The 26,459-nt window shown below is 57.8% G+C and carries 29 protein-coding genes; 9 read left to right on the forward strand and 20 right to left on the reverse strand.

Annotated elements, in window-relative coordinates; genetic code table 11:
* The first annotated feature begins 217 nt into the window (after positions 1 to 217).
* Both H8S56_RS24685 and H8S56_RS07475 read left to right on the forward strand, forming a co-directional pair.
* On the forward strand, positions 218 to 592 hold the full coding sequence (locus tag H8S56_RS24685; RefSeq protein ID WP_328803365.1) for a topoisomerase DNA-binding C4 zinc finger domain-containing protein: 375 nt from the start codon (positions 218 to 220) through the stop codon (positions 590 to 592).
* A gap of 88 nt (positions 593 to 680) precedes the next feature.
* Positions 681 to 1,265 carry a DcrB/PsbP domain-containing protein gene (locus tag H8S56_RS07475; RefSeq protein ID WP_187518281.1) on the forward strand — a complete coding sequence of 195 codons (585 nt, stop codon included), beginning with the start codon at positions 681 to 683 and terminating at the stop codon, positions 1,263 to 1,265.
* A 217-nt stretch (positions 1,266 to 1,482) separates the two neighbouring features.
* Here H8S56_RS07475 and H8S56_RS07480 read toward each other — a convergent pair whose 3' ends face one another.
* Positions 1,483 to 2,391 (reverse strand): LysR family transcriptional regulator, encoded by a 909-nt coding sequence (locus tag H8S56_RS07480; protein ID WP_187518282.1) that lies wholly within the window; start codon positions 2,389 to 2,391, stop codon positions 1,483 to 1,485.
* 109 nt (positions 2,392 to 2,500) lie between these two features.
* On the opposite strand from H8S56_RS07480, the gene H8S56_RS07485 reads away from it, so the two are divergent.
* Positions 2,501 to 3,703, forward strand: coding sequence for an MFS transporter (locus H8S56_RS07485; RefSeq protein WP_024695522.1), 1,203 nt, complete (start codon positions 2,501 to 2,503; stop codon positions 3,701 to 3,703).
* A gap of 255 nt (positions 3,704 to 3,958) precedes the next feature.
* Positions 3,959 to 5,029 (forward strand): diguanylate cyclase, encoded by a 1,071-nt coding sequence (locus H8S56_RS07490; protein ID WP_187518283.1) that lies wholly within the window; start codon positions 3,959 to 3,961, stop codon positions 5,027 to 5,029.
* A 4-nt stretch (positions 5,030 to 5,033) separates the two neighbouring features.
* On the opposite strand, the gene H8S56_RS07495 is transcribed toward H8S56_RS07490, so the two are convergent.
* The 6 genes from H8S56_RS07495 to H8S56_RS07520 all read right to left on the reverse strand — a co-directional run bounded on the left by H8S56_RS07495 (position 5,034) and on the right by H8S56_RS07520 (position 12,173).
* Positions 5,034 to 5,915 (reverse strand): hypothetical protein, encoded by an 882-nt coding sequence (locus H8S56_RS07495; RefSeq protein ID WP_187518284.1) that lies wholly within the window; start codon positions 5,913 to 5,915, stop codon positions 5,034 to 5,036.
* 48 nt (positions 5,916 to 5,963) lie between these two features.
* The gene (locus H8S56_RS07500; RefSeq protein ID WP_187518285.1) at positions 5,964 to 6,398 is read right to left on the reverse strand and encodes a hypothetical protein; all 435 of its coding nucleotides are present in this window, start codon (positions 6,396 to 6,398) and stop codon (positions 5,964 to 5,966) included.
* A gap of 323 nt (positions 6,399 to 6,721) precedes the next feature.
* The gene (locus H8S56_RS07505) at positions 6,722 to 7,420 is read right to left on the reverse strand and encodes a hypothetical protein (protein ID WP_187518286.1); all 699 of its coding nucleotides are present in this window, start codon (positions 7,418 to 7,420) and stop codon (positions 6,722 to 6,724) included.
* Positions 7,421 to 7,691: 271 nt separating this feature from the next.
* A complete protein-coding gene (locus H8S56_RS07510) occupies positions 7,692 to 7,940 on the reverse strand; it encodes a helix-turn-helix domain-containing protein (RefSeq protein WP_032610655.1) in 249 nt (82 codons plus the stop codon).
* A gap of 549 nt (positions 7,941 to 8,489) precedes the next feature.
* Positions 8,490 to 9,806 carry an MFS transporter gene (locus H8S56_RS07515; RefSeq protein ID WP_024695518.1) on the reverse strand — a complete coding sequence of 439 codons (1,317 nt, stop codon included), beginning with the start codon at positions 9,804 to 9,806 and terminating at the stop codon, positions 8,490 to 8,492.
* Positions 9,807 to 10,001: 195 nt separating this feature from the next.
* A complete protein-coding gene (locus tag H8S56_RS07520; protein WP_187518287.1) occupies positions 10,002 to 12,173 on the reverse strand; it encodes a TonB-dependent siderophore receptor in 2,172 nt (723 codons plus the stop codon).
* A gap of 305 nt (positions 12,174 to 12,478) precedes the next feature.
* On the opposite strand from H8S56_RS07520, the gene H8S56_RS07525 reads away from it, so the two are divergent.
* A complete protein-coding gene (locus H8S56_RS07525; protein ID WP_187518288.1) occupies positions 12,479 to 12,787 on the forward strand; it encodes a PepSY domain-containing protein in 309 nt (102 codons plus the stop codon).
* A 108-nt stretch (positions 12,788 to 12,895) separates the two neighbouring features.
* Here the strand turns inward: H8S56_RS07525 and H8S56_RS07530 are convergent, their stop codons facing one another.
* The 5 genes from H8S56_RS07530 to H8S56_RS07550 all read right to left on the reverse strand — a co-directional run bounded on the left by H8S56_RS07530 (position 12,896) and on the right by H8S56_RS07550 (position 18,029).
* Positions 12,896 to 14,062 (reverse strand): PQQ-dependent sugar dehydrogenase, encoded by a 1,167-nt coding sequence (locus H8S56_RS07530; protein WP_187518289.1) that lies wholly within the window; start codon positions 14,060 to 14,062, stop codon positions 12,896 to 12,898.
* Between the two features lie 62 nt (positions 14,063 to 14,124).
* Positions 14,125 to 14,445, reverse strand: coding sequence for a hypothetical protein (locus H8S56_RS07535; protein WP_024686832.1), 321 nt, complete (start codon positions 14,443 to 14,445; stop codon positions 14,125 to 14,127).
* 171 nt (positions 14,446 to 14,616) lie between these two features.
* Positions 14,617 to 15,828 (reverse strand): GAF domain-containing sensor histidine kinase, encoded by a 1,212-nt coding sequence (locus H8S56_RS07540; RefSeq protein WP_187518290.1) that lies wholly within the window; start codon positions 15,826 to 15,828, stop codon positions 14,617 to 14,619.
* Positions 15,829 to 16,042: 214 nt separating this feature from the next.
* Positions 16,043 to 17,218 carry a PAS domain-containing sensor histidine kinase gene (locus tag H8S56_RS07545; RefSeq protein ID WP_408003783.1) on the reverse strand — a complete coding sequence of 392 codons (1,176 nt, stop codon included), beginning with the start codon at positions 17,216 to 17,218 and terminating at the stop codon, positions 16,043 to 16,045.
* Positions 17,208 to 18,029, reverse strand: a complete 822-nt coding sequence (locus H8S56_RS07550; protein ID WP_187518291.1) for an alpha/beta fold hydrolase — start codon at positions 18,027 to 18,029, stop codon at positions 17,208 to 17,210. The genes H8S56_RS07545 and H8S56_RS07550 overlap by 11 nt, the downstream gene beginning before the upstream one ends.
* A gap of 149 nt (positions 18,030 to 18,178) precedes the next feature.
* On the opposite strand from H8S56_RS07550, the gene H8S56_RS07555 reads away from it, so the two are divergent.
* Positions 18,179 to 19,207, forward strand: a complete 1,029-nt coding sequence (locus H8S56_RS07555) for a diaminopimelate epimerase (RefSeq protein WP_187518292.1) — start codon at positions 18,179 to 18,181, stop codon at positions 19,205 to 19,207.
* A gap of 18 nt (positions 19,208 to 19,225) precedes the next feature.
* On the opposite strand, the gene H8S56_RS07560 is transcribed toward H8S56_RS07555, so the two are convergent.
* The 4 genes from H8S56_RS07560 to H8S56_RS07575 all read right to left on the reverse strand — a co-directional run bounded on the left by H8S56_RS07560 (position 19,226) and on the right by H8S56_RS07575 (position 21,835).
* Entirely contained in the window at positions 19,226 to 19,663 is a 438-nt protein-coding gene (locus H8S56_RS07560; protein ID WP_024686837.1) for a nucleoside deaminase, read from the reverse strand.
* 28 nt (positions 19,664 to 19,691) lie between these two features.
* Positions 19,692 to 20,189, reverse strand: a complete 498-nt coding sequence (locus H8S56_RS07565) for a hypothetical protein (RefSeq protein ID WP_024695510.1) — start codon at positions 20,187 to 20,189, stop codon at positions 19,692 to 19,694.
* 97 nt (positions 20,190 to 20,286) lie between these two features.
* Entirely contained in the window at positions 20,287 to 20,814 is a 528-nt protein-coding gene (locus tag H8S56_RS07570) for a GNAT family N-acetyltransferase (RefSeq protein WP_187518293.1), read from the reverse strand.
* Positions 20,815 to 20,821: 7 nt separating this feature from the next.
* Complete coding sequence (locus H8S56_RS07575; RefSeq protein ID WP_024686840.1) at positions 20,822 to 21,835, reverse strand: ABC transporter substrate-binding protein; 1,014 nt, start codon at positions 21,833 to 21,835, stop codon at positions 20,822 to 20,824.
* Positions 21,836 to 21,992: 157 nt separating this feature from the next.
* On the opposite strand from H8S56_RS07575, the gene H8S56_RS07580 reads away from it, so the two are divergent.
* On the forward strand, positions 21,993 to 22,403 hold the full coding sequence (locus H8S56_RS07580; protein WP_024686841.1) for a GNAT family N-acetyltransferase: 411 nt from the start codon (positions 21,993 to 21,995) through the stop codon (positions 22,401 to 22,403).
* Positions 22,404 to 22,412: 9 nt separating this feature from the next.
* On the opposite strand, the gene def is transcribed toward H8S56_RS07580, so the two are convergent.
* The 3 genes from def to H8S56_RS07595 all read right to left on the reverse strand — a co-directional run bounded on the left by def (position 22,413) and on the right by H8S56_RS07595 (position 24,389).
* Positions 22,413 to 22,952, reverse strand: a complete 540-nt coding sequence (def, locus tag H8S56_RS07585) for a peptide deformylase (protein ID WP_187518294.1) — start codon at positions 22,950 to 22,952, stop codon at positions 22,413 to 22,415.
* 58 nt (positions 22,953 to 23,010) lie between these two features.
* The gene (locus H8S56_RS07590; protein ID WP_024686843.1) at positions 23,011 to 23,970 is read right to left on the reverse strand and encodes a YihY/virulence factor BrkB family protein; all 960 of its coding nucleotides are present in this window, start codon (positions 23,968 to 23,970) and stop codon (positions 23,011 to 23,013) included.
* Positions 23,971 to 24,197: 227 nt separating this feature from the next.
* Positions 24,198 to 24,389 (reverse strand): CsbD family protein, encoded by a 192-nt coding sequence (locus H8S56_RS07595; RefSeq protein WP_073170295.1) that lies wholly within the window; start codon positions 24,387 to 24,389, stop codon positions 24,198 to 24,200.
* A gap of 244 nt (positions 24,390 to 24,633) precedes the next feature.
* Here H8S56_RS07595 and H8S56_RS07600 point away from each other — a divergent pair, with 244 nt between their 5' ends.
* On the forward strand, positions 24,634 to 25,014 hold the full coding sequence (locus tag H8S56_RS07600) for a hypothetical protein (protein WP_073170293.1): 381 nt from the start codon (positions 24,634 to 24,636) through the stop codon (positions 25,012 to 25,014).
* Between the two features lie 239 nt (positions 25,015 to 25,253).
* Here the strand turns inward: H8S56_RS07600 and H8S56_RS07605 are convergent, their stop codons facing one another.
* The gene (locus H8S56_RS07605; protein WP_024695506.1) at positions 25,254 to 25,667 is read right to left on the reverse strand and encodes a DUF2177 family protein; all 414 of its coding nucleotides are present in this window, start codon (positions 25,665 to 25,667) and stop codon (positions 25,254 to 25,256) included.
* Positions 25,668 to 25,808: 141 nt separating this feature from the next.
* Here H8S56_RS07605 and H8S56_RS07610 point away from each other — a divergent pair, with 141 nt between their 5' ends.
* Complete coding sequence (locus H8S56_RS07610) at positions 25,809 to 26,441, forward strand: DsbA family oxidoreductase (protein ID WP_024689144.1); 633 nt, start codon at positions 25,809 to 25,811, stop codon at positions 26,439 to 26,441.
* Positions 26,442 to 26,459 lie beyond the last annotated feature (18 nt).

The raw sequence follows: 26,459 nt of genomic DNA on the forward strand, positions 1-26,459 counted from the left end.
CCGACGTTCTGCTCTTTGTATCGACTCAAACGAACGGGCCTTTAGCGGCCTCAAGCAATTAGCGGTCAGACGCCAGGTTCGGCGTAGCGTAAAGGTCAGGCTTGACCACCCTGAGCTTGCTGACTCAGCGCAGACCTGCAAGGCCGCTTTACTTCGGTGTCTTGAACTATGCACCATGCCCGTTGCAAGACATTGACCCAAGGCATGAAACCCCAAAATGGCACGCAAGAACTCATCCCCGATAGCAAAAACCCTCAACGTCATACGCCGATTGTTCGCGGCATTGCGCAAGGGCATGGGTTCACGTCACAGCCATGAACACCCCACCGAGCCTGCACTGCGACCAGAGTCGCCGCCGACGGAGGCACCCGCCAGCAAGCCACCTGCCCGCAACACGGCCCGGCTGCGCAAAAAGCCGCATCGACCCGCTATCTCCAAGCCCGAGCCCAAGCCCGCCACGCCCGGTTGTCCGCACTGTAAAAAGCCGATGGTGATCAAGGTGGCCCGCACCGGCAAAAATGCCGGGGAGTTCTGGGGGTGTGCGGCGTATCCCAAATGCCGTGGTATACGGCCGATTTTTCGCAAGAATTAGCGCAGTTGCGGCACTTTTCTTTGTCTGCCTGCTCACATTCCCCATTCACACTGCTATCTATCTGTCATCAGACAATCAGGGAGTTCCAATGCTGTCTATCAGTTTCAAGGCAATCGCGATGTGCGTGGCGCTGTTCGGCGCTCAGGGAATCGTCAGTGTTCAAGCGGCCACCAACGCGCCTGCAGCCACCGCCGCTGCGGCTCAAAAAGCTTCGCTGCTGGGCGGCAAACTGGCATTTACGTTGCCAGCCGGTTACGTGCAAGGCGAGATGCCAGAGATCGATGCCAATGCCAAGGCGCAGGGCGTAACCGGTGCGCTGTACTCCAACGCCGCCGACAAGCGCGTGGTCATCGTCACCGAAACCCCGATCCCGATGGGCGTGCAGGCCAGCGATAACGACAGCGTGGTACTTGAGGGTCTGGTGACTGGCATCCTTGCCCAGCAAAGCACTGGCTACAAGGACTTCAAAAAGCTGGGTGAGAAGAAAATCGTCAAGAAGAACGGCCTGGGTATCCGCCAGCTCGACACCTCGGCAACCATGAGCGATGCGCAGGTCTTGAGCACCACGATCATGGCCGCATCCGGCACGCGTGCGGCGATTCTCAACGTGGTGTCCAACGCTAAAAACCCGAAAGAGCATGCCGCACTGGTAAAAGCGGTCATCGGTCAGTAACGATCCGCCGCGAACGCGGATCGCTCGATATCCAGTCGGCGCGAGCCGATCCGCGCTTCCTCCCTATGTGCGCGCTTCAACCGTGATTCGAACGGCAAACCCGTTCAGCACGCTAACGAACGGCGGCAGCAGCAACAGATAAGTCATGGCGACTTCCTGTTACCCCAGCCCGCGTGTGACGTTTGGGCACCGCAGCCTGACCGCTCACGCTGATCAATCAGTCCACCCGCAATGCACCTGATAACAGCTCGATCAGACCGTGCACCTTGGGCAAGGCCTCACGACTGCGTGGCCAGGCCAGATGCAAGGCCAAACCTTCGGTGGAGAGATCTGGAAGTATTTCCACCAGCTCGCCGCGCTGCAGTTGATCCTTGATCAGCCAGGTTGCCAGTTGTGCGATGCCAAACCCCGACGTCACGGCGGCGACCAGTGCTTCGCCATTGCCCACCACGATACGTGGCTCGATCACACGCGTTTCTGGCTGCCCTTGCGCGTCGGTAAACAGCCACGGGCTGATACTGCCATCACCTCGTCCAAAGAGGATGCAGGCATGGTCGGCCAGCTCATCGAATGTGCGGGGCATACCGTGGCGGTGCAGGTAAGCAGGCGCTGCGCAAAAGATCACGCGCTCGGTGCCCAGATAGCGATGGCCCAGACCGGCCGGCCAGACCTGAGGCCCGCCGATGCGCACGGCAAGGTCGACGCCCTCCTCCAGAATATCGACGAAGCGGTCCGTGAAGGTCACGCGCGGGCGAAGCCTGGGATGGTTTTCGGTGAACGCCAGGATCAACGGCAACACATGCTGGCGGCCAAAGGTCGCGGGCAAGTCGATGCGCAACTGTCCGGCAGGCTCGCGGCGTTGCGCGGCCAGAGCGGTTTCTGCGTCTTCAAGCTCGGCCAGCATGCGCGTGCACACCGCAAGGTAGGCGGCACCTTCTTCGCTCAGCGACAGGCTGCGGGTCGTGCGCTGAAACAAGCGCATGCCCAGACGATTTTCCAGGCGGGCCACGCTTTTGCTGACCGCCGAATTGGTCAGATTGAGGCGCTCGGCAGCGGCCGTAAAACTGCCCGCATGCGCAACCGCTACAAACGTTTCGATGCCTTTAAGACGATCCATAAACAGCACAACGCACCCTATTAATGAAATGGATTCCATAATGCATGGAATATTTACCAAAGATAGGAATTACTTTCTGCAATAAGCTGACGCACTTATTTCTAACGGGTTTTGTGTCATGTCGTCTCTTGAAACAACTGCTGTGGGCGCTGCGGGCGAACGCTCGACAGGCGCGGGTCTGTCCATCGCTATCCTGGCGCTGGCCGGCTTTGTCATCGTCACCACCGAATTTCTGATCATCGGCCTGCTCCCGGCCATGGCCCGAGACCTGGGCATATCCATTTCCACAGCCGGTCTGCTGGTCACGCTGTTTGCCTTCACCGTCATGCTATTCGGACCGCCTCTGACAGCGATGCTGTCGCACCTGGACCGCAAGCGGACCTTCATCGTTATCCTGCTGATTTTCGCGGCATCCAATGCGCTGGCGGCAATGTCCAGCAACCTGTGGGTGCTGGCACTGGCACGCTTCATCCCGGCACTGGCGCTGCCCGTGTTTTGGGGCACCGCCAGCGAAACCGCAAGCATGATGGCTGGCCCCAAGCAGGCGGGCAAAGCCGTGGCGCAGGTCTATCTGGGCATCTCGGCCGCCATGCTGTTCGGCATTCCACTGGGAACGGTGTTCGCCGACGCAGTAGGCTGGCGCGGTGCTTTCTGGGCATTGACGCTGCTGTCGGCCCTGATGGCGCTGCTGCTGGCTCTCTCGATGCCGAAAATGGCGCGCACCGAAAAAGTCGGCCTGGCTCAGCAAGCACGCATTCTGCGTGACCCCTACTTCATCGCCAATCTGCTGCTGTCGATCCTGCTGTTTACCGCGATGTTTGGTGCCTACACCTACCTGGCAGACACGCTTGAGCGCATCGCAGGCATTGAATCGGCTCAGGTGGGCTGGTGGCTGATGGGCTTCGGTGCGGTAGGCCTGATCGGCAATACGCTGGGAGGCCGCTATGTAGACCGCAGCCCGTTGGGCTCAACCATGGTATTCGCCTTGCTGCTGGCATTGGGCATGAGCGCCAGCGTTCCGGCTGCCGGCTCCATGCCATTGTTGGCCGTGGTGCTGGTGGTATGGGGTATTGCGCACACGGCTCTGTTTCCGATCTGCCAGATCCGCGTGATGAACGCTGCGCCTCATGCTCAGGCCCTGGCAGGTACATTGAATGTGTCCGCCGCCAACGCGGGCATCGGGCTGGGCTCCATCATCGGCGGTTTCACCATCGAACATCTGGGCCTGGAAGCAGTGGGCTACGTGGCGACCGTCGTCGCCCTGCTGGCGATCGTGCTGGCCTGGATGACCAAGCTTCGCAACGCAAAGGCAATAGCCTGACTCAGTCCGACGATTAAATCGGTTCAGCCATTGGCAGCCTGCCTGATCAAGAAAGACTGTCAGAGGCTGAACGAGATGGCTGTCTATCGACGCCTGATGACTTGGGTCCAAAACGCACGCGCGCAATGGACTCGACCAAGCTTCATCAAATAATGGCAATTTGACCTTCACACGACCTGAGCAAAGCCTCAAACTCAGGCCTTTCGGTCCAGAGGGAGCTGTCTGACCGGTTCTACACCATGTCCGGTACAGGCTATGAACGTATATCAGGCAAGAGGCGAGGCATTTGCCAAGCGAATTTACGCACCCAGAACACTCGGGGTCGGCGTAGGTTTCGTGACGGTCGCGGTCTCTCTTTTTCATGTGACCGCTGCGCTCTGGCTATGGCCACTGGCGATCTTCAATGCGCTCATCTGGCCGCATCTTGCCTATCGACTGGCCCGTGCATCACGTGAACCGTACAAGGCCGAATGGCGCAATCTTCTGGCCGACTCGCTGGCCGGAGGTTTCTGGATAGGTGCCATGGGTTTCAGCATTTTGCCCACCGCCACTGTCGTGGCGATGATGGCGATGCATAACATGGCCGCAGCCGGCCCTCGCCTGATGCTGCGGGGCCTGATCGCACAAGCCTTCGGCGTGCTAGCCGCCCTGCTGATACTCAACCCTGCCGTGCACCTGGACAGTAATCCGGCGCAGGTGTATGCCTGCCTTCCGGTGCTGATGATTTACCCGATTTTCATTGGCTGGATGAGCCATAAGGTCACGATCAAACTGTCCGAGCACCGCAACGTACTGCGCAGGCTCAGCCGCACCGACAGCCTGACCGGACTGCTGAACCACGGCGCCTGGAAAGACCTGCTGGACATCGAGTTTGCCAAGAGCCGGGAGCTGAAACAGACGTGCACGGTGGCACTGATCGACATCGACCACTTCAAGCTGATCAACGATACGTACGGGCACCTCGTCGGCGATACCGTCCTGCAGAACATCAGCCAGGCGCTGATGGAAAACCTGCGTGACTGCGACCTCACCGGACGATGTGGCGGCGACGAGTTCTGCATCATTCTGCCGGATACCCATCAGGTTCAGGCCAGAGAAATACTTGAACGCCTACGTCTGGCCATCGAAGAATTCACCTATTCGCCGCACCAGGACCTCAAGGTAAGCCTCAGTATCGGCGTCGCGGCTTACAATGACTCGCTGGCCGACACCTCCATCTGGCTGCACGAAGCGGACAAGGCGCTATATCTCGCCAAAAGCACGGGCCGCAACCGGGTGGTCGTCGCCGATACACAAGACTGCTCCGCGATGGGTGTTCAGACCTAGCGGACTATCGTTTGTCCTTGAACAACAACGCGAACAGCGATGAAAAGCTCTTGACCCCCATCGCTTGAAACAACGACTGGCGCAGATCGGCGCGCAGGGATTCCAGAGTGATGGGTTTGGGTTTTGTTGATTTTTTTGTCAATTCGACATCGCTACCAGCCTCCCGAGCATCACCGTTGCCCAGCCCATATTTCTCCTTGGATAAAGACCGGATGTAACTATTTTTTGAAGACTGGAATGTCGAGAACTCAGGACCTGGCGGATGATCATTCGTTACGCTTGCAGAGAACCTGCTAATGACCTTCTCCATAAAGTCAAAATTATTGTGCCCAATGGAGCCGAAATCCTTATTGGTAATGAACCGAATAAAGCCATGATCAAGCCTTGTCGTCTCCAACGCTTTGCTCTGCAGGATACGCTTGGCTGTTGCAGCATCCTTGTCAGTGAAGCTGTAGAAAACCCTATGCCCTTCAGCGCTATATAGTTTCCCTTGGTTGTGAGCGAGCGTTAGTTTTCCATCATCCGACTCTCTGTACTCTGCCAATTCAAAAGCAAGATCATCAACGTACGCCAAATCAACGCCGTGACCGTTTGCCCATTTATAGATATCACAGAGAAGAGCCCTATCGTCCCGCGTCAGAAATTCAGCTTCAGGCCTCATTCTGCCGCACTCCGACCGGCCCAATACCGGTGCAGAGCGTTCGGGGCAGTCAATACCGAATATCCGTTGCTTAAGAAGAGCTTGACCACTGATATCAACCGTTGATCTTGCGGATACAGATTTAACTAAAGAACCAGAAAAAGAAGACATTTCTCTCGACATGAACTTCTGATCCAACTGTGTCGCTACATTGACTGCTTCCGCGCCAGAACTCAGGACTCTCATACTCTTCTCCCAATTAGCTCTTGGCGAAATTCACCAAGGGCTAGTCTCTTAGTATGTCAAATGGAAGGTTACTGATTCAGGGCCCACAGGATTGCTCTTCCAAGGCCCATTGGCAGCCTTGTGCTTAATCAAAACATCAGTTGCATAACTAAACCCAAGATGATTAAATGCATCGGTACTATCACGCTCGCCAGGCGTTATAGCCCTGCAAGCCGTTTCATTTACACCATCCCTCCGATAACAGATCTTTGCTTCTTCTCCAGTGCTTTCTGGAAAGATGGTCGCTGACCAAGAGATACCTCGCAATCGGGAGTTCATAGCCGCGCCACGTGCATACTCCGAGAGCCTCAGTTGGTGTCTGGTAAACGCACTGTGTCCCGGCCCCATAATGGAAGTAGGTGTTCGGGTAGTGGTCACCGAAAAATCAGCAGCCACGCTGGCAACCGAGACAAACAGTAACGCTACAGGCAATAATTTTTTCATACGTAAAATCCTTATTTATAAGATCCGGCGATCTGCGCACGCAACAGTGGGTCAGCGCCGAAAGACTGTTTTTAAACTCGTGATCCAGGGTCCGCAACCGTCATCTCGCGGCCCCTGAATAAAAGTACTCGCATCAGCCTTGCCAAATGTTATAAATAAATACCACATGAAAACTTTATAAAACCTGCACGTGCATTCACTCATGCACGGGCACAGACTTTCACACTCCTTACTTCCAATAGAGACAGCGCATTATTAAAAACAAGGCAGGTGCTTGAGAAGTGCTTATAGTTACCCACGCCTCAGTGGGCAGAACGCTCAAGTCAGGATACGTAATCGACAAGCCATTGAGGTTCGCGTGTTTCGAAAATCACATGAATGGGCTGTTCAAGTTCCAGTTTGCCGTAGAGCGCTTCTTCCTGATCAAGGTGCGCCTGTTGCACGGCGCGATAGTCCAGTGGATAGATACTTTTTTCGATGGGCAGTAGTCGGTCAAAGTGCTCAAGCAAGCCATGGAAGACGATTCTTCGTTCGACGGTGTCGCGCGTCGTCGCGATCAGCTTGCTGAAGTACTCGCTATCGACTTGCCGCAGGGCATCGCCGGCTGCGTAGCGCTCGACCAGTGTGTAGGGGGCTGCCTCATCGAATACGACGCAGCACAGGTATTCGCGTGTCATGCCTTGAAACGGATTGTCAGCCGGAGGTCGCCGGCAATGGACCGCCAGCACGAATTGCAGGGCCTGCTCTGCCAGCACCCGGCGGTTGTGGTCTTCAAGAGCGTTGATGTCCTTGAGGACGGGTGCCTGTCTGCCCTGCTTTCGAACCTGTCGGGACAGGTTTGCAAAGTGCCCTGTCGGGCCCAGCAGGGCTGCCTGTTGGGCGGCGAGCACGGCTCGCGACAGGCCGGCCTGGCGCTGGGCGACACGTTGCACATCCGTCATCGTATCGACGTCTGGATGTTGCGGTTCCGGCCGCGATGACTGATCGAAACGCGAGGCTCGCCGAACAAGACACACTTTCATGAGTGACTCCTTTATAGTGTTGATCCAATGTTGTTGTGCCGTATCTCTGTCTGAAACGCTGCGCCACCGTCAGCCGACAAGACCCTTCGCCACCGGATGGGTATATCCTGCCTCCCCGCAAGAACACCCCACCCGTAAAACGTTTATTCGGGTGCTGACGCAGCACCCGTAAATCCTTATAGGCTGAATCGTATAACCTGACGTTTTAAAAAGAACGAACGCCCAGGCACTCTAAGCTTGATGCGCTTCTGATCGAGCCTACAAGTACCTATTATGTAGAGATCATCTTGCCAGGCAATCCGACAGATGTAGGGGGTAGGATATTTTTTGACACCATGAGACGCGACACGCAACGTGCCATTAACTCTGCCCGGGTTTTGGCCTGATTCTTTCTGAGCAATGAAGATACGTGATCACGCACGGTGTAGCCGCTGATACAAAGCTGCTGCGCAATTTCCTTGTTGGTAAATCCCTGAAGCAAGAGCCCCAGAACTTCCTGTTCCCGAATAGTCACCCACATGGTATTCCCTCCCATTGTCACTGCGTGCACAGATGAAACTGTAGGACATTTCTCATATTCATCATCCATGACTTCAAGAGTGAATCGGCACAGACGCCATTTTATTTAATGATCTTTTTATCACACGGCACACATTGCCTCTGACAGAACATAGTGTGCAGGCCTATTCCTGAATCGATCACACACTCAAAACCCCAAAGAAAACTCCTACAAAAAGCCCAGACAAATCCTATTTAATTTATATATAAAACCCATAAGCAAGCCCTGCACAGATTAGCGCAAACAAGGGAACTTACCTGAGGGTTTGATAAAACGTTACTTGGCGAGACAGGCGCAAGATAAACTTGCACACTCATAATTACAATCAGTTGTTACAATTGGATCCAGCCAATCACCCGCTGACTGTCCGTTTTCAACGTGCTGAATCGACCCCGCCTACCGGGCTGGACGGGATCGACTTGTCTGGCGTTCACGGGTTGCACAGGTCTTCGGTGTACGAGGGCGATGGCCCGGTGCAGAGGTCGTAGACCCAACCAGGCACAAGAGTGGCTAACCGGCTCGGCTCAGTGCGACATCATCGACGACAACGCCTCTGCGCACGCCGAACACGATGGCCGTGACCAGACCGGTTACGCCCATCGCAAGTGCATAAAGCACGCAGACCCAGACGTTCCAGGGCATCAACGCGATCAGCAACAACGGCGTGGTGCTGGCCCAGAACGCATAGGCAATGTTGTAGGTAAACGATATGCCCGACACTCGGATACTGGCCGGAAACAGGCCGACCATCACCGACGGCACGACACCCACGATTCCGCAGGCCAGGCCCGCAATGGCGTAAGCGACACCCAGTGGCAACCAGCCCTCGATCAGGCTGGCGTACAGCACGCCGATCCCCAGCGGCAACAATAGGCTGTAGAGCATGACACCGCGCCAGGCACCGATCCGGTCGACCAGCATGCCGGCCAGCACGCAACCCATGTTCAGAAAAACAATACCGGCGGCACTCAGGGCAAAGGTATGGCTGGCCGTGATGCCGAAGCGTTGCTGCATGACGGTTGGCGTGATCACCACCAGCACAACGACGGCCGATGTCAGCACGAAGGTCAGCAAGGCGGCAGGCAACAGCGAAGCCCGGTGATCTTTGAGGACTTGCTTGAGTGGCAGTCCTTGCAGCCCTTCGCGCTGGGCGTGCAAGGCCATGAACACAGGCGTTTCGCTCAGCCAGCGACGCAGCCAGACGCCGACCACGCCAAACACGCCGCCCAGCAGGAACGGGATGCGCCAGGCCCAGTCGAGAATCTCCGCCGGGCTGAAGACCCTGGCCAGCCAGGTCGCTGTCAACGCGCCCAGCAGGTAGCCGAAGGTCAGTCCGGCCTGCAACACACCCAAGGCGTAACCCCGATGGCCGTTCGGTGCATGCTCGGCGACGAACACCCAGGCACTCGGCACCTCTCCCCCGACGGCTGCCCCTTGCAGAATGCGCAGGGCCAGGAGCACCAACGGTGCCCAGTAGCCGATCTGGGCATAGGTGGGCATGATGCCGATCAGCAGGCAGGGCAAGGCCATCATCAGGATGCTGAGGCTGAACACCCGTTTGCGTCCCAGACGGTCGGCGAAATGCGCCATCAGAATGCCGCCCAACGGACGCGCCAGGTAGCCGGTCACAAAAATACCGAAGCTCTGTAGCAAACGCAGCCACTCGGGCATTTCGGGCGGGAAGAACAGTTGGCTGAGGGTGAGCGCAAAGAACACGAAAATGATGAAATCATAGATTTCCAGCGCCCCGCCCAGCGCTGCAAGACCCAGAGTCTTGTAGTCGCCACGGCTGAACGGCTGTGGAGGTGGTCGAACGATGGCCGTCATGAAGCCCCCGATACATGGCTGAAAAGCGCGTCCCGCGCTCGCTGGGCGCGAAGAATAGCAAAGCTTGCGGCCAACTGCGGGGTTTGGAATACAGATCCCCTGGGTTCCTTGTTCATCCAGCAAGATGGGTGAACACTGCACGCGCCTGCGCGGGAATGCCACGCAGGACGCTCTGCGTGGGCCTCAGCAGTGGGTTCAGAAACTGACCGAGGCCGAGAGTCTGGCGGTTCTGGGGGCGCCCATGAACAGGTAGTCGTCGCCCAGGTATTCGCCAGCATCGCGCCAGTAGCGCTTGTCGAACAGGTTGTCGACGGTCAAGCGCAGGACGGTGTCGTAACCACTGATCTTCGTGCTGTAACGGCTGCCGATGTTGAACAGCGCGTAGTCGTTGACCTGCACGGAGCCTTCCCGATCCGCCATCTTGCTCGCGCTGTACTGCATGCCACCGAGCAGGGCCAGCCCGCGAATCGGCAGGCTGTAGTCGGCTTGCAGACTGCCTCGGTATTTCGGAACGTTGAGTGCCTGATGACCTTCATAGACTGCAGTACCGCTACCCTCGACCCGTGCGCGAATTGCCGCCGCGCTGGCCGAAAGCTGCAGGCGATCAGTGACCCAGCCGTTGGCACCCAGCTCCAGCCCCGTGTTCTTCTGCTCGCCTTGCTGCACGTAGGTGAAGGTGCCGTCGTCATTGGGTCTGGAATACTGATAGGCCTGACGCGCCTGAAACACCGCCGCAGTGAAGCTCATACGCTGCCAATCGTACTTGACGCCCGCCTCAAGCTGGCGTGACACGGTCGGAGCCAGAATCTCGCTGGCGTTGGTGGTAAACCAGGCCGCCGTGCCACCCAGCGAAAGTCCTTTGCTGTAACTGGTGTAAAGAGAAACGTTGTCCACTGGCTTGTAAATCAGCGCTGCCTGAGGCAGAAACACCCAGCGCTCGGTGTGGCGTGCATCACTGCCGTCCTCGGCATAGGCCTGCTCATCCAGACGCACCTGACGCCCGCCCAGCACCGTCTGCCATTGCTCATTGAAGCTGATCCGGTCGGTCAAGAACAGGCCGTACTGGCGGCTGTCCAGACGGCGCTCGGTGTGCGGCAACGACAGGTCCGACGGCGCAACCGATTCAGGCGACTCGTTGATGTTGCCGGACCCGACGAACTCATTGAAGGTGCCACGGGTATCGACGGTACGCCGGTACGCGCTGCTGCCAACGGTCAGATCGTGCGCAAGCGATCCGGTCGTAAAGGTGCCGGAGAGAGCGGCCTCGACCTCATCGTTGCGTCGCGTGTCGTCTGGGCTGCGGAAATCGTAGATGTCATAGCCACCTTCGGCACTGAAATGATTCGGAACCGCCTCTGCCGCGCAACTGGCCGAACCGTAGCACCCCCAGGCGAACGCACTGTAGTCATCGATGACCACCCGACTGCGCGACGCACTGACACTGCCTTTCCAGCTATCGTTGAAGCGGTACTCGAAGCGGCCGTTCATGTTCAGGGAATCGATGCCGACGGGGTTGGACCAGCGTTGATAGCCCAGCAATGTGCGCGGCGAAGCGTCGTGCGGCAGGGTTGTGCCGCCCAGCAACTGATAACCGGGCACCGAGCGTTGCTCCTTGGTCTGATACTCGACGTCCAGTTGCAGCAAGGCACGCTCGCTGATGTTCCAGTCGAACGCCAGGGAGGCGAAGTCGCGCTGGCCGTCGGCGTGCTCGACGTAGGAACGAATGTCCTCATGCGCCAGGTTGGCGCGCAAGCCGAACTGCTGCTCGCTGCCAAACCAGCCGCCCACGTCGGTGGCGATGTAGCGTTCGCCGTGCTCGTTGGTCGACACGGTGACCGAGCGCACATCCTCTGCACGTTTGGTCTGGTAATTGATGACACCGCCCGGCTCCGATACACCGCTTTGCAGACCCGACAGGCCCTTGAGCAGTTCGACCTGCTGCTTGTTTTCCAGCGCCACGTTCTGCTCGCCAGTGATGCTGCGGCCGTTGATGCGATAGCTGTTGGCGGCATTTAGCGAGAAGCCGCGCACCACGAAGTTTTCGTAGTAACCCACCGGGGCATAGCTTTCGCCCACCGACGCGTCATTGCGCAGTACCTCACTGAGCAGTCTTGCCTGGCGGTCCTGAATCAATGCCTCGGTGAACACTGACACCGACGCCGGTGTATCAAGCAGGGTGGCCTGGTCATGACCGGCGATCGACGCCCGAACCGCCTGATAGTCACCCACGCTTTCTTCCCGACTGCCCGAGACGTTCACTGCGGCCAGATTGACCGGCTCGACCGCCAGCACGGGTGAGGCAACGGCCATGCCCAGTGGCAGCAAGCGAAACGCAAGACGCGCAGCGGGTCGGTGTGGCGTACTCATTGTCGAACTCCAGAAGATCATGCGCCTGGACAGACGCAAAGCACCTTCAGGCAGGGGGCAACCTTTTACGTTCACCGTCGGTTTTTTTCAACCTTTGTGTGCGTGCTGTTTTTCAAACGAATCAGGTCGGCAAACTTTACGCGTGCAGCGCCCAGCCCATCCTATCCAGCCCATCCTATAAAGAACCGCAGTCGATTAATTAAGCGTGAATTAAGTATGCGTCGCTAATCTGATTCCAACACAGGCACTGAACGAATCAGCACGCCGACAATCCATTACAACAGATCAATCAGAAGGAATACCCTATGAAACTTATGTCTGCCCTCTTCGCTGCTGTTGCCCTGACTGCCGCTGCAGGTGTTGCTCAAGCCGATATCGGCCCAGATGAAGTTATTCGCTTGCAAAAATCCGGCGCGGTCGGTGACTTCGAGCAGTTCAACAAACAGGCTTTGGCCAAGCACTCGGGCTTTCAGATTCACGACACCGAACTGGAGAAAGACGCGGGCGGCAACTACGTCTACCAGATCGAACTCAAGGACGCCAAAGGCGTTGAGTGGAACTACGATGTCAACGCCAAGACCGGCGCTGTTATTCGGGACGAACAGGATCGTTGATGCGGGTGCACAGCGCTGAGTCTTTCAGCGCTTGTTCACTCAGACTCAATAAGAAAATTCCCACTTCAGGTGGGAATTTTCTTTTTTGTGCGTTGTATAACGCGTGCCTTATTGCGCCAGCCCGACTTTCAGCAACTGCCCCTTATCGTCATCGGTCAACAGATACAGATAACCATCCGGTCCCTGACGCACATCACGGATACGCTGTTTCATGTCTTTGAGCAGACGTTCTTCGTGAACGATCCGGTCGCCTTCGAACTGCAAACGTATCAATTCTTCAGTGGCCAGTGCGCCAATGAACAGGTTGTGATCCCACGCTTTGAAACGGCCATCGTCATAAAAGGTCATTCCACTGATGCCCGGTGACTTTTCCCACACTTGGAACGGCACTTTGGTGCCTTCGACGAACTTGCCCTTCGCTTCCGGAATCGGCTCGCCGGAATAGTTGATGCCGTGGGTTGCGAGCGGCCAGCCGTAATTCTGACCACGCTCGATAATGTTCACTTCATCGCCACCCTTGGGGCCATGTTCATTGGTCCACAATGTGCCGGACCAGGGATTCAGGGCTGCCCCCTGCTGGTTGCGATGACCATAGGACCAGATCTCCGGGCGCACGTTTTTCTGGCCAACGAAGGGGTTGTCCTTGGGAACATTGCCATCCGGGAAGATACGCACGACCTTGCCTTGCAGTTTGTCCAGGTCTTGCGCGGTTGCACGCTCGTTGTTTTCGCCCAGCGCGATGAACAGATAGCCGTCGCGGTCAAAGACCATCCGTGCGCCAAAGTGATTACCCACTGACAGCTTGGGTTCCTGGCGGAAAATCACTTCGAAATCTTCAAGCTTCGTCATGTCTGCCGACAACCGGCCACGACCTGCCGCGGTGCCTGCGGTATCGCCTTCGGCAGCCGTTTTACCGCTGCCTTCGGAGTAGGTCAGATACACCATTCGGTCTTTGGCGAAGTCCGGCGACAACACCACATCGAGCAGCCCGCCCTGCTTTCTGGCCCAGACTTGCGGAACACCGGAGAGCGGCGCAGACAGCTTGCCGTCCGCCGAAACCCGTCGCAGATTACCCGAGCGTTCGGTCACCAACATACCTTTGTTGTCGGGCAGAAACGCCAACGCCCAAGGGTAGTTCAAACCTTCAACGATCGGTGTGACCGTGACGGTGCCAAGCTCGCTCTTGTATTGCTCGGCAGAGGCGGCGCTTACCGGAAGTGGCAGGCTCAGGACAGCGGTGGCACACAGTGTCGCAAACAGGGTCTTTCTGAACATGGGCGATTCCTTATGCATGAATTGGATGTCCCGCCGCAAGACGGGAACGTGACGTCACTGGATCACTTGGAACGTTGCGGGTCAGGGGTTTGCGTGGCCGGGCGCGACGGCGTCTGACGAGTCGGGTAGCCGTTGCCGATACCACCGTTTTCCAGCGTTGGCCTGCGCACCGGCGGCGCAATATTGGGCGCTCGCGAGGGCGGAATGCTCGACTCGGTACCTTGGCGGCTGTTGGGGTTGGCGCGATGGATGGGGCTGTTGTAAGGGTTGCTGCTGGCACCATTGCCTAAGGTGCTGTTGGGCAGGGTCTGCGCCTGAACGGCGCTCACACTCAACATGACGCACAACGCGCCCCATGCAAATTTTCGTACACGACTGTTCATCACTGGGCTCTCATCGGTTGCCCCGAAGGACGGTGAAGACTCAGGTCTTTGATGACGATAGAGGCTTCAGGTTCGGCCCGGTAACAACGATGAGCAAGCAAAGCGGCCGGAGAGTTTGTAACAAGGATGGTCAGCGGGGCACCGAAACGTCGAGCATGAGGCCGTCGTTTCTTATCGGGCACCTGCAAGCGACGACCGGGAAACCGACACCAGCGGCATGCTGAACGTGAAGGTTGTGCCGCGCTCGCGCGTTGAACACACCTCAAGCGTGCCGCCATGTGCCACGGCGATCTGGCTGGCAATGTACAAGCCAAGCCCAAGACCGGCCTGGGGTTCGTCCGTCACTGGGCGTGAATACGGCTGGAACAACTGTCCCATCACTGACTCGGGTATCGGCGCGCCCTGATTGGTCACGCTGAGCAGAAACGAGCCGCCATCGACCAGCGCCACCACATCGACGGGGCTTGCCGCATCACCATGGCTGATCGCATTGGAAACCAGATTGGACAGCAATTGCGCAATCCGCTCGTGATCACAGCGAATGAGCTCCAGCGTGCCGATCTGCGAGCGAATCTGCCGTGACGGATGTACCCGCTGAACCTCTGAGACCACGTGTTCAAGCGTTGCATCAAGGCCTTGCGCATCATGAATGCTCAACGGAATACCGTGCCCCAATCGACCTCGGGCGAAGTCGAGCACGTCATCCACCAGTTGCGACGCGCGCTTTCCGGACGTCAGAATGTGCTGCACGATCTGCTGCCCCTTATCGTCCAGCGGAAGACGCAGCAGCAGTTCAGCGCTGGCATTGATGGCAAACAGCGGGTTACGCAGGTCATGGCCCAGCACGGCGATGAATTGCTCGCGCAACTCTGACACTTCGCGCTCGGCCAGCAGGTCGGCCTGCACCTGTTGCATGTCTTTTTCGGCCTCAAGCTGCAGAGCCAGCAGACGCGCAAACGACTCCATCATGGCCAGGATCGGTGTGCCGATCATTTTGGCGGGCTTGGGATCGAGCGCGCAGATGGTGCCGAAGAACCGGCCATCGCCGAGAAAGATCGGGACGGATATGTAGCTCTGAAAATTGTACGTGCGCGGTGTGTGGTGCTCGCAGAATCGCGTGTCCTGAGCCACATGGTCGATCACCACTGGCTCATGGGACAGGCTGATTTCATGACAGATCGTACTGCTCAACTCCAGCTCGCCGCCGGCTTGCAGACCAAAATTGAGCTTGTCCAGAACAGCGCAGGCGGTCCACGACGTTTGTGTCACGCGCGCAACGGCAGCAAAGCCCAGACCGGTGGACTCGGTCACGACTTGCAGGATGGCAGGAACCGCACTGATCCGACCTATGGTGGCTACATCGTTTGCAATGGATTGCTGCATGTCCGACCTGTAACCAAACTTTGAAGTGTTGTGCATGACGCAACATTTTAGACGCGCTGAACGTTTTGTATATAACCGTTTGTGAAACCTTGACGCCCGGCGCCAATCGGAGATGAACGTTCCAGACAGGACGCACAACGCGCGAAGGTGCTTCGCTCACGCAAGCACCATAAACCATTCATTTGAATGGATCTCTATAACGTTACAATCTGATTCAGTCAGCCGGGCGCGAAAAAGTTGCGGTGAACGTCGTTCCCTCTTCGGCAGAAGAGCGAACGCTGATATCACCCATGTGAGCCCGAACGATCTCACGAACAATAAATAATCCGAGCCCGACGGTACGGGTTTCATCGCCGCTGCCAGCTACGTGGACCATAGGTTCGTAGAGGCCTTCGATCTTGTGCGCCGGGATCGGCTCGCCTCTGTTATGCACTGACACCTTGATAACATTCGCTTCGAAAGCCGATGTGACAACGACCTCGCTGTCGGGTGCACCATAAGTCACGGCATTGTTCACCAGATTACCGATCATTTGCAGCAGACGATCCACATCGGCCGTACAGGCACCCTGCCCCTCGGTGAGATGAGTGATCACCCGTCCCGGATAAGCCAGACGCTGCTCTTCGACGGCCTTGGCAACGATTGCATGCAGATCAATCGGCTGGGTCGACAGCGAGATACCGCGTCCGACCCGGGCGTGGGTAAAGTCCAGCAGATCGACAATCATGCGGTCGGCCCGGTCGGTCGAGAGATGGATGTGGCCCAGAATGCGTTCCTGCCGGGGCTCGAGCGCAGTACGGTCCAGCAGGCCGGCTGCCATCTTGATCGCCGTCAGCGGGTTGCGCAGGTCATGGCTGACAATGCCGATCATCTGCTCGGCAAAAATAGCCCGTATCTCGGCTTCGGCATGAGCCAGACGCAAGCGGTTTCGTGCGGAGGTCAACTCTGTCTGCACGAACATCTGCTGCTGCAGTAACTCCTCGGCCATCTTGCGCGAGGCCAGCAATTCGCGCTCGTACTTGTTACGCTCCTCGGCCAGAAAGACCGCCAGCTCATGACGCACGCCCTGCGGATGCTCACGGCGCACGGCATTGAGCATCATCGGTATGGAGCGGCCATCGGCGTGGGTGATCTCGACTTTCACTTCGGCAATCGAGCCCTGGGTTTGCAGTAACGGTGCCCAGTGAGTCTGCAGAAACACCCTGCCGGCCACATTCAGCAAGTCCTGAAAGCGACGCCCGATCAACGCCTCGCGCGTCATGCCCAGCCAGAGACAGAACGTCTCGTTGACGCGCTCGATGGTGCCATTGACCTGGGTGACCATCAGCCCGCAGGGCGCATGTTCATAAAGCTGTTCGACGTCGCGCGGTGGTATCGGCTCAACGTCCATGCGCAGAACTCCCGAGGGAGTCGAGGAACTGGTTGATCGCGTTGATGCATTCTTGCGGCGCACTCATATGAGGGTAGTGACCGACGTTGTCGATCATGTGAAGGGTACTGTCCGCAATCGTCGCATGAAGGTACTCCCCGACCTGAACGGGCACGACCAGATCGTCGCTGCTTTGCAGTATCAACGTCCTGGCCTTGAAACGCGCCACATCTGCGCGATGGTCGGACAAAAAGGTCACCCGCGCGAACTGCTTGGCAATATCGGCATTGGTGCGGCAGAAACTGTCGGCCAGCTCTTCACCCAACTCGGGACGGTCGGACGCCCCCATGAGGGTTGGCGCCATGGTGCTGGACCAGCCCAGGTAATTGCTTTCCAGCGTTTCCAACAATGAATCGACGTCCGCACGGGTGAAGCCGCCCATATAATCGCCATCGTTGAGGTAATGCGGCGACGGGCCGATCATGATGTGACCGGCAAAACGCCCGGGCGACTGAAGCTCGGCCAGCACCGCGATCATGCCGCTGACCGAATGCCCGACATGAATGATCGGCCCAGAACCGCCGAACTCATCGGCCAACTCCAGCAGGTCGGTGGCATACCCTTTGAGCGAGGCATATTTGTGCGGGTAATAGGCCGACGTATCGGATTGCCCGCTGCCGACCAGATCGAACAGCACCACCCTGAAATGTTCGGCAAAGTGAGGTGCCATGAAGCGCCACATGTTCTGGTCGCAACCAAAACCGTGGGCAAAGATCAGTGTGGTCGGTCCATCGCCCATGATCTTGACGTTATTGCGCTGTTGGACCGACATAAAGAACCCCAGAAAAACGACTGTGCATCAGCAGGTCACACGTGCATCAACAGTGATGAAGCGAGATTATCATCGTTAGCGGCAAACTAATGGCACGAACAACGCTTATGATGAATCTCTTGCAAGTGGAAAAAAAGAGCGTAAGCGGCATGAGCAGAATTTATGATGCCCGCGGTAATGTCTACGCCGTGGTGACGCCCCAGACACTGCGCGCGATGGGCATACCGCTTCCGGAATCAGTCGAGACAGCAGCCTCGTCGCGCAAGGACTGGACGGGTCTCGCCGTACAGCAGGTTTGCGCGCTTGAAGAGCATTCGCTGAACGCATCGGGGAACACTCACAGCACCGATGGATTGCTGGTCGGCCCGTTTCAGGACACTGCACCGTTCGACCTGCTGATCGTCAACACCGACGGCACGTTGGCCGAACGCAGCGGCAATGGCCTGACCATCTTTGCCCAGGCGCTGACCGATCAGGGTCTGGTCAGCAACGAGCAGCCTTTCACACTGAGGGTACATCACGACAAGACGGACGCAGCGTCCCCCGTCCAGACGTGGGTCCAGTCGACGACGATGGATGGCGTTGCGGGTTTCTGGCTCGACCTGGGCCGTCCGCAGTTCGGACCAGAGGCGGTCAGCGCGCAGGGTCCCGGCGTTTCAGAGGCAATGTTCATGGGCGCGCCGGTAAACCGCGTCGAACGTTTGAGCGACATTGACGAGGCATGGTCGCAAAGCGTCTTTGTGCGCATCGGCAATCCGCATTGCGTGACACTGGTCTGTGCCCCCGAACACCTGCCTTCCTTCGCCCGACTGCAGACGCCGGAACTGCATCAAGCGCTGGCCAGGATTGCGTTTTCCGACGGCGATGTAGGACTGGGCGATCCCTGTGCGGCAGGCGTGAACCTGCAGTGGGCGAGCGTGACCGATCCCAACCGTATCGAGGCGCGTGTATTCGAAAGAGGCGAAGGCGCGACTGCCTCGTCAGGCACCAGCGCAAGCGCGGTAGCCTGCGCAGCATGGAAAGCCGGGCGGATTCAGGCAGGCCTTGTGGAAGTGGTCATGCCGGGCGGTACCGCGCCAATCAGGCTGACCGGCGATGAACATACGTTGAGCAACGTTGCGCTGTTCGGCGTGGCACGACCCGCAGTCCAGTCATTATCCAGCCAGACGGGCAAATAAAGCCGCGCGACTGGCGCGTTACTCCCCGATGTCCTCATTCCACAGCTCAGGTTTGCTGGCGATGAAGCCCTGCATCATGTGCTCGCAGGTCGAATCATCGAGTACATCGACCTGTACGCCACGTGAGCGCAGCAAGGCTTCCTCACCCATGAAGCTCCGGTTCTCGCCGACGATCACCTTGCGGATGCCATACAGCAGAATCGCACCGCTGCACATCGCGCAGGGTGACAGGGTCGTATACAGCACCGCCTCGCGATAGACACTGGCAGGATGCCGACCTGCGTTTTCCAGGGCGTCCATCTCGCCATGCTTGATGGCGCTTCCCTCCTGAACCCGGCGATTATGGCCCCGGCCGATGATCTTGCCGTCATGGACGATGACTGAACCGATAGGGATTCCACCCTCTTCGAGCCCTTGTCTGGCTTCGTCAATTGCAGCCTGCATGAATGGGTCCATGGTTTGCCTCACTGTTCATTGCGTTGGATTAATTCAGGGCCTGTTGAGCGTTGCCAAGGGCCTTGCTGACGTAGCGCCCCAGCAGCTCGGAAGAGCTGGACTTCATCTCGGCGCTGACCTGTATGTTACGGGCTCTGAATTTATTCACCACCGACGATGAGCCATCCCCCTGGCTCAGCGAGCGCAACTCATCGGCCGTGAAGGAATGTGCGTAAGCGGCTGCGAGATTACGGTCCCACTCGGTCTGATACGTCGGTTGCAGGCGCTGCAGCTCGGTTTGAACCAGCTCCTGCGCCTCGGTTTTGCCGACCTGATTCACCAGACTGGCGAACGTAGCGGTTCTTGAGGCGACCTGATAACCCAGCCAGGCCAGGCCGTCGCCCAGCTTGCGTTCCTGAACGAAAGCCAGCGCCGTATCGTCCACCTCGTCGGCATGCACCTGCCGGGTGCCGTCAACCAGCAGGCAGGCGATCAGCGCCAGGCCCGTCTTGATTGCGACACGCGAGCCCTGCTTGCTTTCACCCATCAGGCCCTCCCAGGCAAAACATCGGTACTTGACGAACTTAACAGCTAACGCCGGCTTTACCACACACCACGTCGCATACCGCACACCTGTGCCGCTCTCAGCAATGTCGCGCCTGCCACTGCGCCTGATCGAGACGATAAATACGCACTCCGAGGCGATGGTACTGGCTATGCACATAGTCACTGAACCCGGCCTTGAGCAGCACCTTGACCGATGCGGCATTCTGCGGCTGGACGATGCCGATCACCGATTCAAGTCGCAGGGTTTCAAAACCATGCCGCAACGTCGCCTGAACCGCTTCGCTGGCAAGGCCTCGTCCCCAGAATGACGGAGCCAGGCGATAGCCGATTTCCACCTCCATCACGCCGTCCACAAGCTCGGCATTCAAACCGCAGAACCCGGCCAATTGGCCCGAGGCGGATTCAACCAATGCCTGCGGACCATACCCGTCGACGCTGTAGGCATGCCGGCAGTTGCGCACGAAATCGCCTGTGGCGTGCTCGCTGAGTACGCCGCGCACCGAATAGCGCATCACCTGCCCATCGCCCAGTATCACGGCCAACGCGGGCACATCAGCGACCTCGAAGTCGCGCAGCATGAGGCGTTCAGTGCTAATCGTAATCATGAGCCCGTCACAGCGCGCTGCTGACCTTCGCGGCCACATCATCCGGCAACCAGGCCTTCCAGACTTCAGGATGCTGCTTGAGAAATGCCTGCGCAGCGACGCTTGGGTCAGTGCGTTTTTCAGTCATCTCGGCCAGCGTCTTGTTAAGCAGGTCAATCGGCAGGTCGACTTTCGTGAAGAAACTCACCAGCTCCGGGTGGTGCTCTTTGAACGGAGCCGAGACGCCGATGGACAACTTGGCAGCCAGCGAGGCAGAACCCTTGGGGTTGGTATTGCTGGCATCGGTCAAGGTCTTCCAGGCCTCGGCGTTGAACGGTGGCTCTTCAAGTTTGATCAGCTTGTAGCTACCCAGCAAAGGCGTCGGCGACCAGTAATAGAACAACACCGGTTTGCCACGGCGAATGGACGAGGCAATCTCGGCGTCCAGCGCCGCACCGGAACCTGTGCGGAAGTTGACGAAGCTGTCATCCAGGCCATAGGCCTTGAGTTTCTGGGTGTTGACGATTTCCGACGTCCAGCCGCTCGGGCTATTGAGGAAGCGGCCTTTGTCAGGGGATTCCGGGTCCTTGAACACATCTTTGTAGCGCGCCAGGTCCTGAACGGTTTTCAGCTCAGGCGCCAGCGGTTTGATGCCCTTGGCAGCGTCACCTTTGATGACGTACTCGGGCACCCACCAGCCTTCGGTTGCACCTTTGACGGTATCGCCGAGCCCGAACACCTTGCCCTCGGCTTCGGCCTTGACCCACACCGGGCTGCGACCGGTCCATTCTTCGGCGATCACTTGAATGTCGTTCTTGGCCAGCGCGGTTTCCAGACTGACGGTGCTGCCGGGCAAGGTATCGGTCCGGTAGCCATAACCTTTCTCGACCAGCGTGCGCAGCACTTCGGTGATCAAGCTGCCGCTCTCCCAGGTGAGCGCGCCGAACAGGATGGGTTCGGCCTTGTCGGCTGCCAGTACGGGCTGCCCGAGCAGGCCCAGCGCCAGCAGCGAACTGCCCACAAGTCGTGTTATGGATTTCATGATCACCTCAAGGTGCGGGTAGTGGACAAGATGTCTCAAGCCTATCGACATCGGCTCGGTGTAATAAGTTGTAGTCATATACCTGACCACCTCATCAACCCTAGCTGCCGAGCTGTATGATGCAGCCCGTCTTTTCCACGCCTGTGAGCGGTTTCTCATGCCTGATACACACTTCATGCCGTTGCCCGACGAATGCCGCCCACTGCTGGGCAAGTTTTATCGCCAGCACCAGTCGTCGATGCGCGCTGCGGGCAAGGGGCAGGCCTGGGTAGCGAAACAGCAGGAAATCGTGGGCGCAGTGTGTCTGACGCCTGTTGCAGACGGGCACTGGCTGACCAGTCTGTTCGTCGCCCCGCAGCAACGTGGTCAGGCGGTCGCCAAGCGGCTGATCAATGCAGCTCTCCAGCCACTCAACGGTCCGGTCTGGCTGTTCTGCGATCCGCAGTTACTGGCGTTTTATCAACCCTTAGGGTTTGAACCGGCACAACGCCTGCCACTGCCGCTGGGCGAGCGACTGATGCGCTACAGTCGCACCAAGGCGCTGGTGGCGCTGTGCAGGGATGCATGACGGCACGGGTTACTCGTCAGCGTTGGGGTCCATGTCGGGAAACATCACGTCCATGAAGCCGAATTTGCTGAAGTCGGTGATGCGCGAAGGGTAGAGACGGCCAATCAGGTGATCGCATTCATGCTGCACGACGCGCGCATGAAAACCGAAGGCATCGCGCTGGATGGGCTGTCCGTCCGGATCAAAACCTTCGTAACGAATACTCTGAAAACGATTGACCATGCCGCGCAGCCCCGGCACTGAAAGGCACCCTTCCCAGCCCTCTTCCACCGCCGGATACAACGGTGTGATAACCGGATTGATCAGGATGGTCTGCGGTACGGCCTCGGCCTGCGGATAGCGTTCGCTACGCTCGAAACCGAAAATCACCAGTTGCAGATCGACGCCGATCTGCGGCGCTGCCAGCCCGACGCCGCCGACGCTTTCCATGGTTTCGAACATGTCGGCAATCAGCGTCTTCAGGTCCTGGCTGCCGAACATTTCTTCAGGCACCGGCGGGGCTATGCGCAGCAGGCGTGGGTCGCCCATTTTCAGGATCTTATGAATCACGAACCAGGCCTCTCAACGTATGGATTGAACACGGGCAAGCCCACGCTGCACAAATAAATCAGGTTTCGTCAGCCTTGGCCAAGGGCACGGAATGGTCACGACCCAGGCCCGAGACATGTTGTTTCTCAGTGCCTTCGCCGCCGCCATCACCCGCTTCCTTCTCCCCCGCTTCCTTGCCTTCGGCCGACATGTGTTCAATGACAGCATTCATCTCTGCGCCGAGCAACAGCACGGCTGCCGAGATGTAGAAATACAACAGCAGCACGATGATTGCGCCAATGCTGCCGTACATGGCGTTGTAGTCCGCGAAGGTCTTGACGTAGAAACCGAATGCCAGCGAAGCGACGATCCACACCACCACCGCCAATACCGAGCCTGGGGTGATGAAACGAAACTCCTGCTTCACGTCAGGCATCACGTAATAGATCAGTGCCACAGCGACCATCAGCAGCAGAATGATTGCAGGCCAGCGCAGGATGGTCCACAGCGTGACGATAAAATCTTCCATGCCGATCTGCGCGGCAATCCAGTTCATCACCTGCGGCCCGAGCACCATGAAGGCTGCCGCCGCGAGCAACATGCCGGCGATACCCACGGTATAGAAAATCGACAATGGGAAGCGCTTCCAGATCGGCCGACCTTCGACCACGTCGTAGGCAGCGTTCATGGCGCTCATCATCAGCCGTACACCCGCCGAAGCGGTCCACAGCGCAATGAAGATACCGATGGAGAGCAAGCCACCTTTGGACTGCTGCAACTGGTCGATCACCGGATTGACCTGCTCCAGCGCCTGCGGCGGCAGGACCAGCTCCGATTGCAGACGCAACCACGAAAAAAAGTCAGGCAGGTGCAGAAAGCCGATCAGTGCGATCAGAAAAAGCAGAAACGGGAACAGGGAAAACAGCATTTGATACGCGAGTGCCGACGCATACGTGGACATCTCGTCGTCGAGAAATTCATTGACGGTGCGTACCAGCACTTTGCCAACCGACAGTTGACGTAAATGGGGGAAAATCATGGCGTTTCCTCTCGCTCCCTTACTGGAACACCTTACAACCTCAAGACCGGGTATCGCTGCAATTATCTGTCAATTCAATGACAAACCTGCACGGGCACCGATGTCACATTGACTTGACGGGCGGTAAAAGGTTTCAGTTTTGTAGAGCAGAATGCATAACGGCCATCCGGAGATGACCGTTATCTGCATTGTTCTTCTCCCGATTTCAGACTCGGGAAAAGCCAGGCTTACGCCTTGTCGACACCTTTTTTGATGGCATCCTTGGCTTCGCCTTTGGCCTGCTGGCCTTCGCCCTTGAGTTCTTGCGCCTTGCCTTCAGCCCTCAGCTTGGTGTTGTCGGTCGCCTTGCCGACAGCCTGCTTGACGTTACCAGCTGCTTCATTAGCCATGCCTTTGATTTTATCGCCAGTGCTGCTCATGGGTGTATCTCCCGGGTCTGAAGACCACATAGAATTCGGATGTCGTACTCGACATAAAGGTTGACCTGCGCCGTTTGCGAAGAGTTTCAAGTATTTTTCGAGCCACGATTGCCGTTCGTCTGCAGTCCGGTTCAGCTGCATTTGTCTGCTTCGCAGCGAGCGCCGGGCAGACTTTGTGCGAGAATGCGCGGCATCGTTGCCCGCAGAGTCCGGCACGCTGAACAAACCGATTCACAGGAACGTTATGAAACTCGATAAAAAGCTGGCCATTGCACGCAGAAACCAGGAACTGGGCGGCGCTGTGCTGGGCGTCAACAACACCCATTTCGCCGTGCTCGACCACAAACGCAATATCTGGTGGTTCGACTTGCCCGTCCCGCGTCTGCAGGTTGGCCAGTACGAGTGGCTGCATCTGCTGCTGCACACCCCTGAGACAGACCAGTTGCTGCACCTGAAAGTGACGACCGTGTTCATGCGTGATCACATGGAAGGCCTTGAAGTGCGCAACGCCGACAAGCGCAAACCTACCGTCAGCCTGGAACTGAGCGCCGACAAGGACTCCTGGCTCAAGGACATGCGCCCCAAGGGCAGCAACCTAAGTTTTGCAGGCTTTCTGCAGGATTGATCGTGCAGCGAACGCTGGATTGCGGGGGGGCGGCGTGTCGGCGATGGAACTGTGTCAGTCGCTCACGAGTGGCTTGAGCAACCGAATCGCCGGCACGCCGCCTCCCACATAAAATTGCCTATATTCAATACGTTACGCGCATTCTCAACGGCATTTCGATGTCGCTGACACAGCCTGGCTTCATGGTAAACGCCAGATTGTGGGAGGCGGCTTGCCGGCGATACAGTCGGCGCGGTTTGTCAGCCAAACCGACGCGCCGCCAGATACCCCGCCGTTCCCGCCAGTGCCGACACCACGGTGCCCCAGGCATGGTCAATCAGCGCCAGCTGCGCGGGCCAGCCTTGCAGCGTCGCCCAGTTAGTCAAGTCATAGGTGCCATAGGCAATCAGCCCCAACAGCCCACTGCACACCGTGGCACGTCCCAGACGTTGCTCCTTGAGGCCCGGTATCACGCCAAATATCACCACGCCTGCGCCATACAACAGGTAAAACGCGACTGCCGGGCCGATTACAGGCGTCTCCAGCATCAAAGGGCCCAGCCACTCGCGATACGTCGGCCCCATCAGTACACCCAGCCAGAGTCCATCGAGTATCAGAAACGCCAGCAGCGTCCCCAGGTAGGCTGCGACGATCGTTTTTAGAGGCATTTTCATGAGGCTTCCTTGATGAGCTCGAAGGCAAAGAGCCCCCGTATGAAGGTATGACCGACAGGGAGCGGAAAATGATCCTCTGAACGGCAGGACTTTTAAGGCATCACGGGGGTCAGTGTTTACTAGCGTTAAGGAGTCTGGTGAATGAACACTGTAGGTCTTTTTAAAATCGATGTCTGGAGCGACTACGTCTGTCCCTTCTGTTATCTGCAACTGTCGGTGCTCGAACAACTTCAAAACAGCTATGGCGAGCAGCTTGAATTCAACTGGCACGCCTTCGAACTGCGTCCTGCCCCGCTCGCCATGCTTGATCCCAATGCCGATTACCTGCGTGCCACCTGGTCACGTTCCGTGCTGCCCATGGCGGATAAACGTCAAGTCGTCATGAGGATGCCCACTGTCCAGCCACGCAGCCGAAAGGTGCTTGAGGCCGCAGCCTTCGCCAAAACGGCGGGCCGTTTTGCTGCGTTCCACAAAGGCGCGTTCAAGGCATTTTTTGAGGACGGGCTGGATATCGGCGAAACGCCGAACCTGCTTGAACTGGGTCACACGGCAGGACTGGACAAGCAGGCGCTGGAACAGGCGCTGATCGACAGCGAGTACGAAAAAGCCGTACTGGATGACCAGACGCTCGCGCAGAAGCTTGGACTGAGGGCTGTACCGGTGGCATTGCTGAGGCGCAGCGACCAGTCGCTGGAGCAGGCGAGGGTCTTCAACGGCACGCTGCCGTTCAATCGCTTGAAGCAGGAAATCGACAGGCTGTCCGCCCGGGTCTGACCCGCGTTGCCATCCAGG

It is taken from the genome of Pseudomonas triticifolii (genome assembly GCF_014358015.1).
GTDB lineage: Bacteria > Pseudomonadota > Gammaproteobacteria > Pseudomonadales > Pseudomonadaceae > Aquipseudomonas > Aquipseudomonas triticifolii.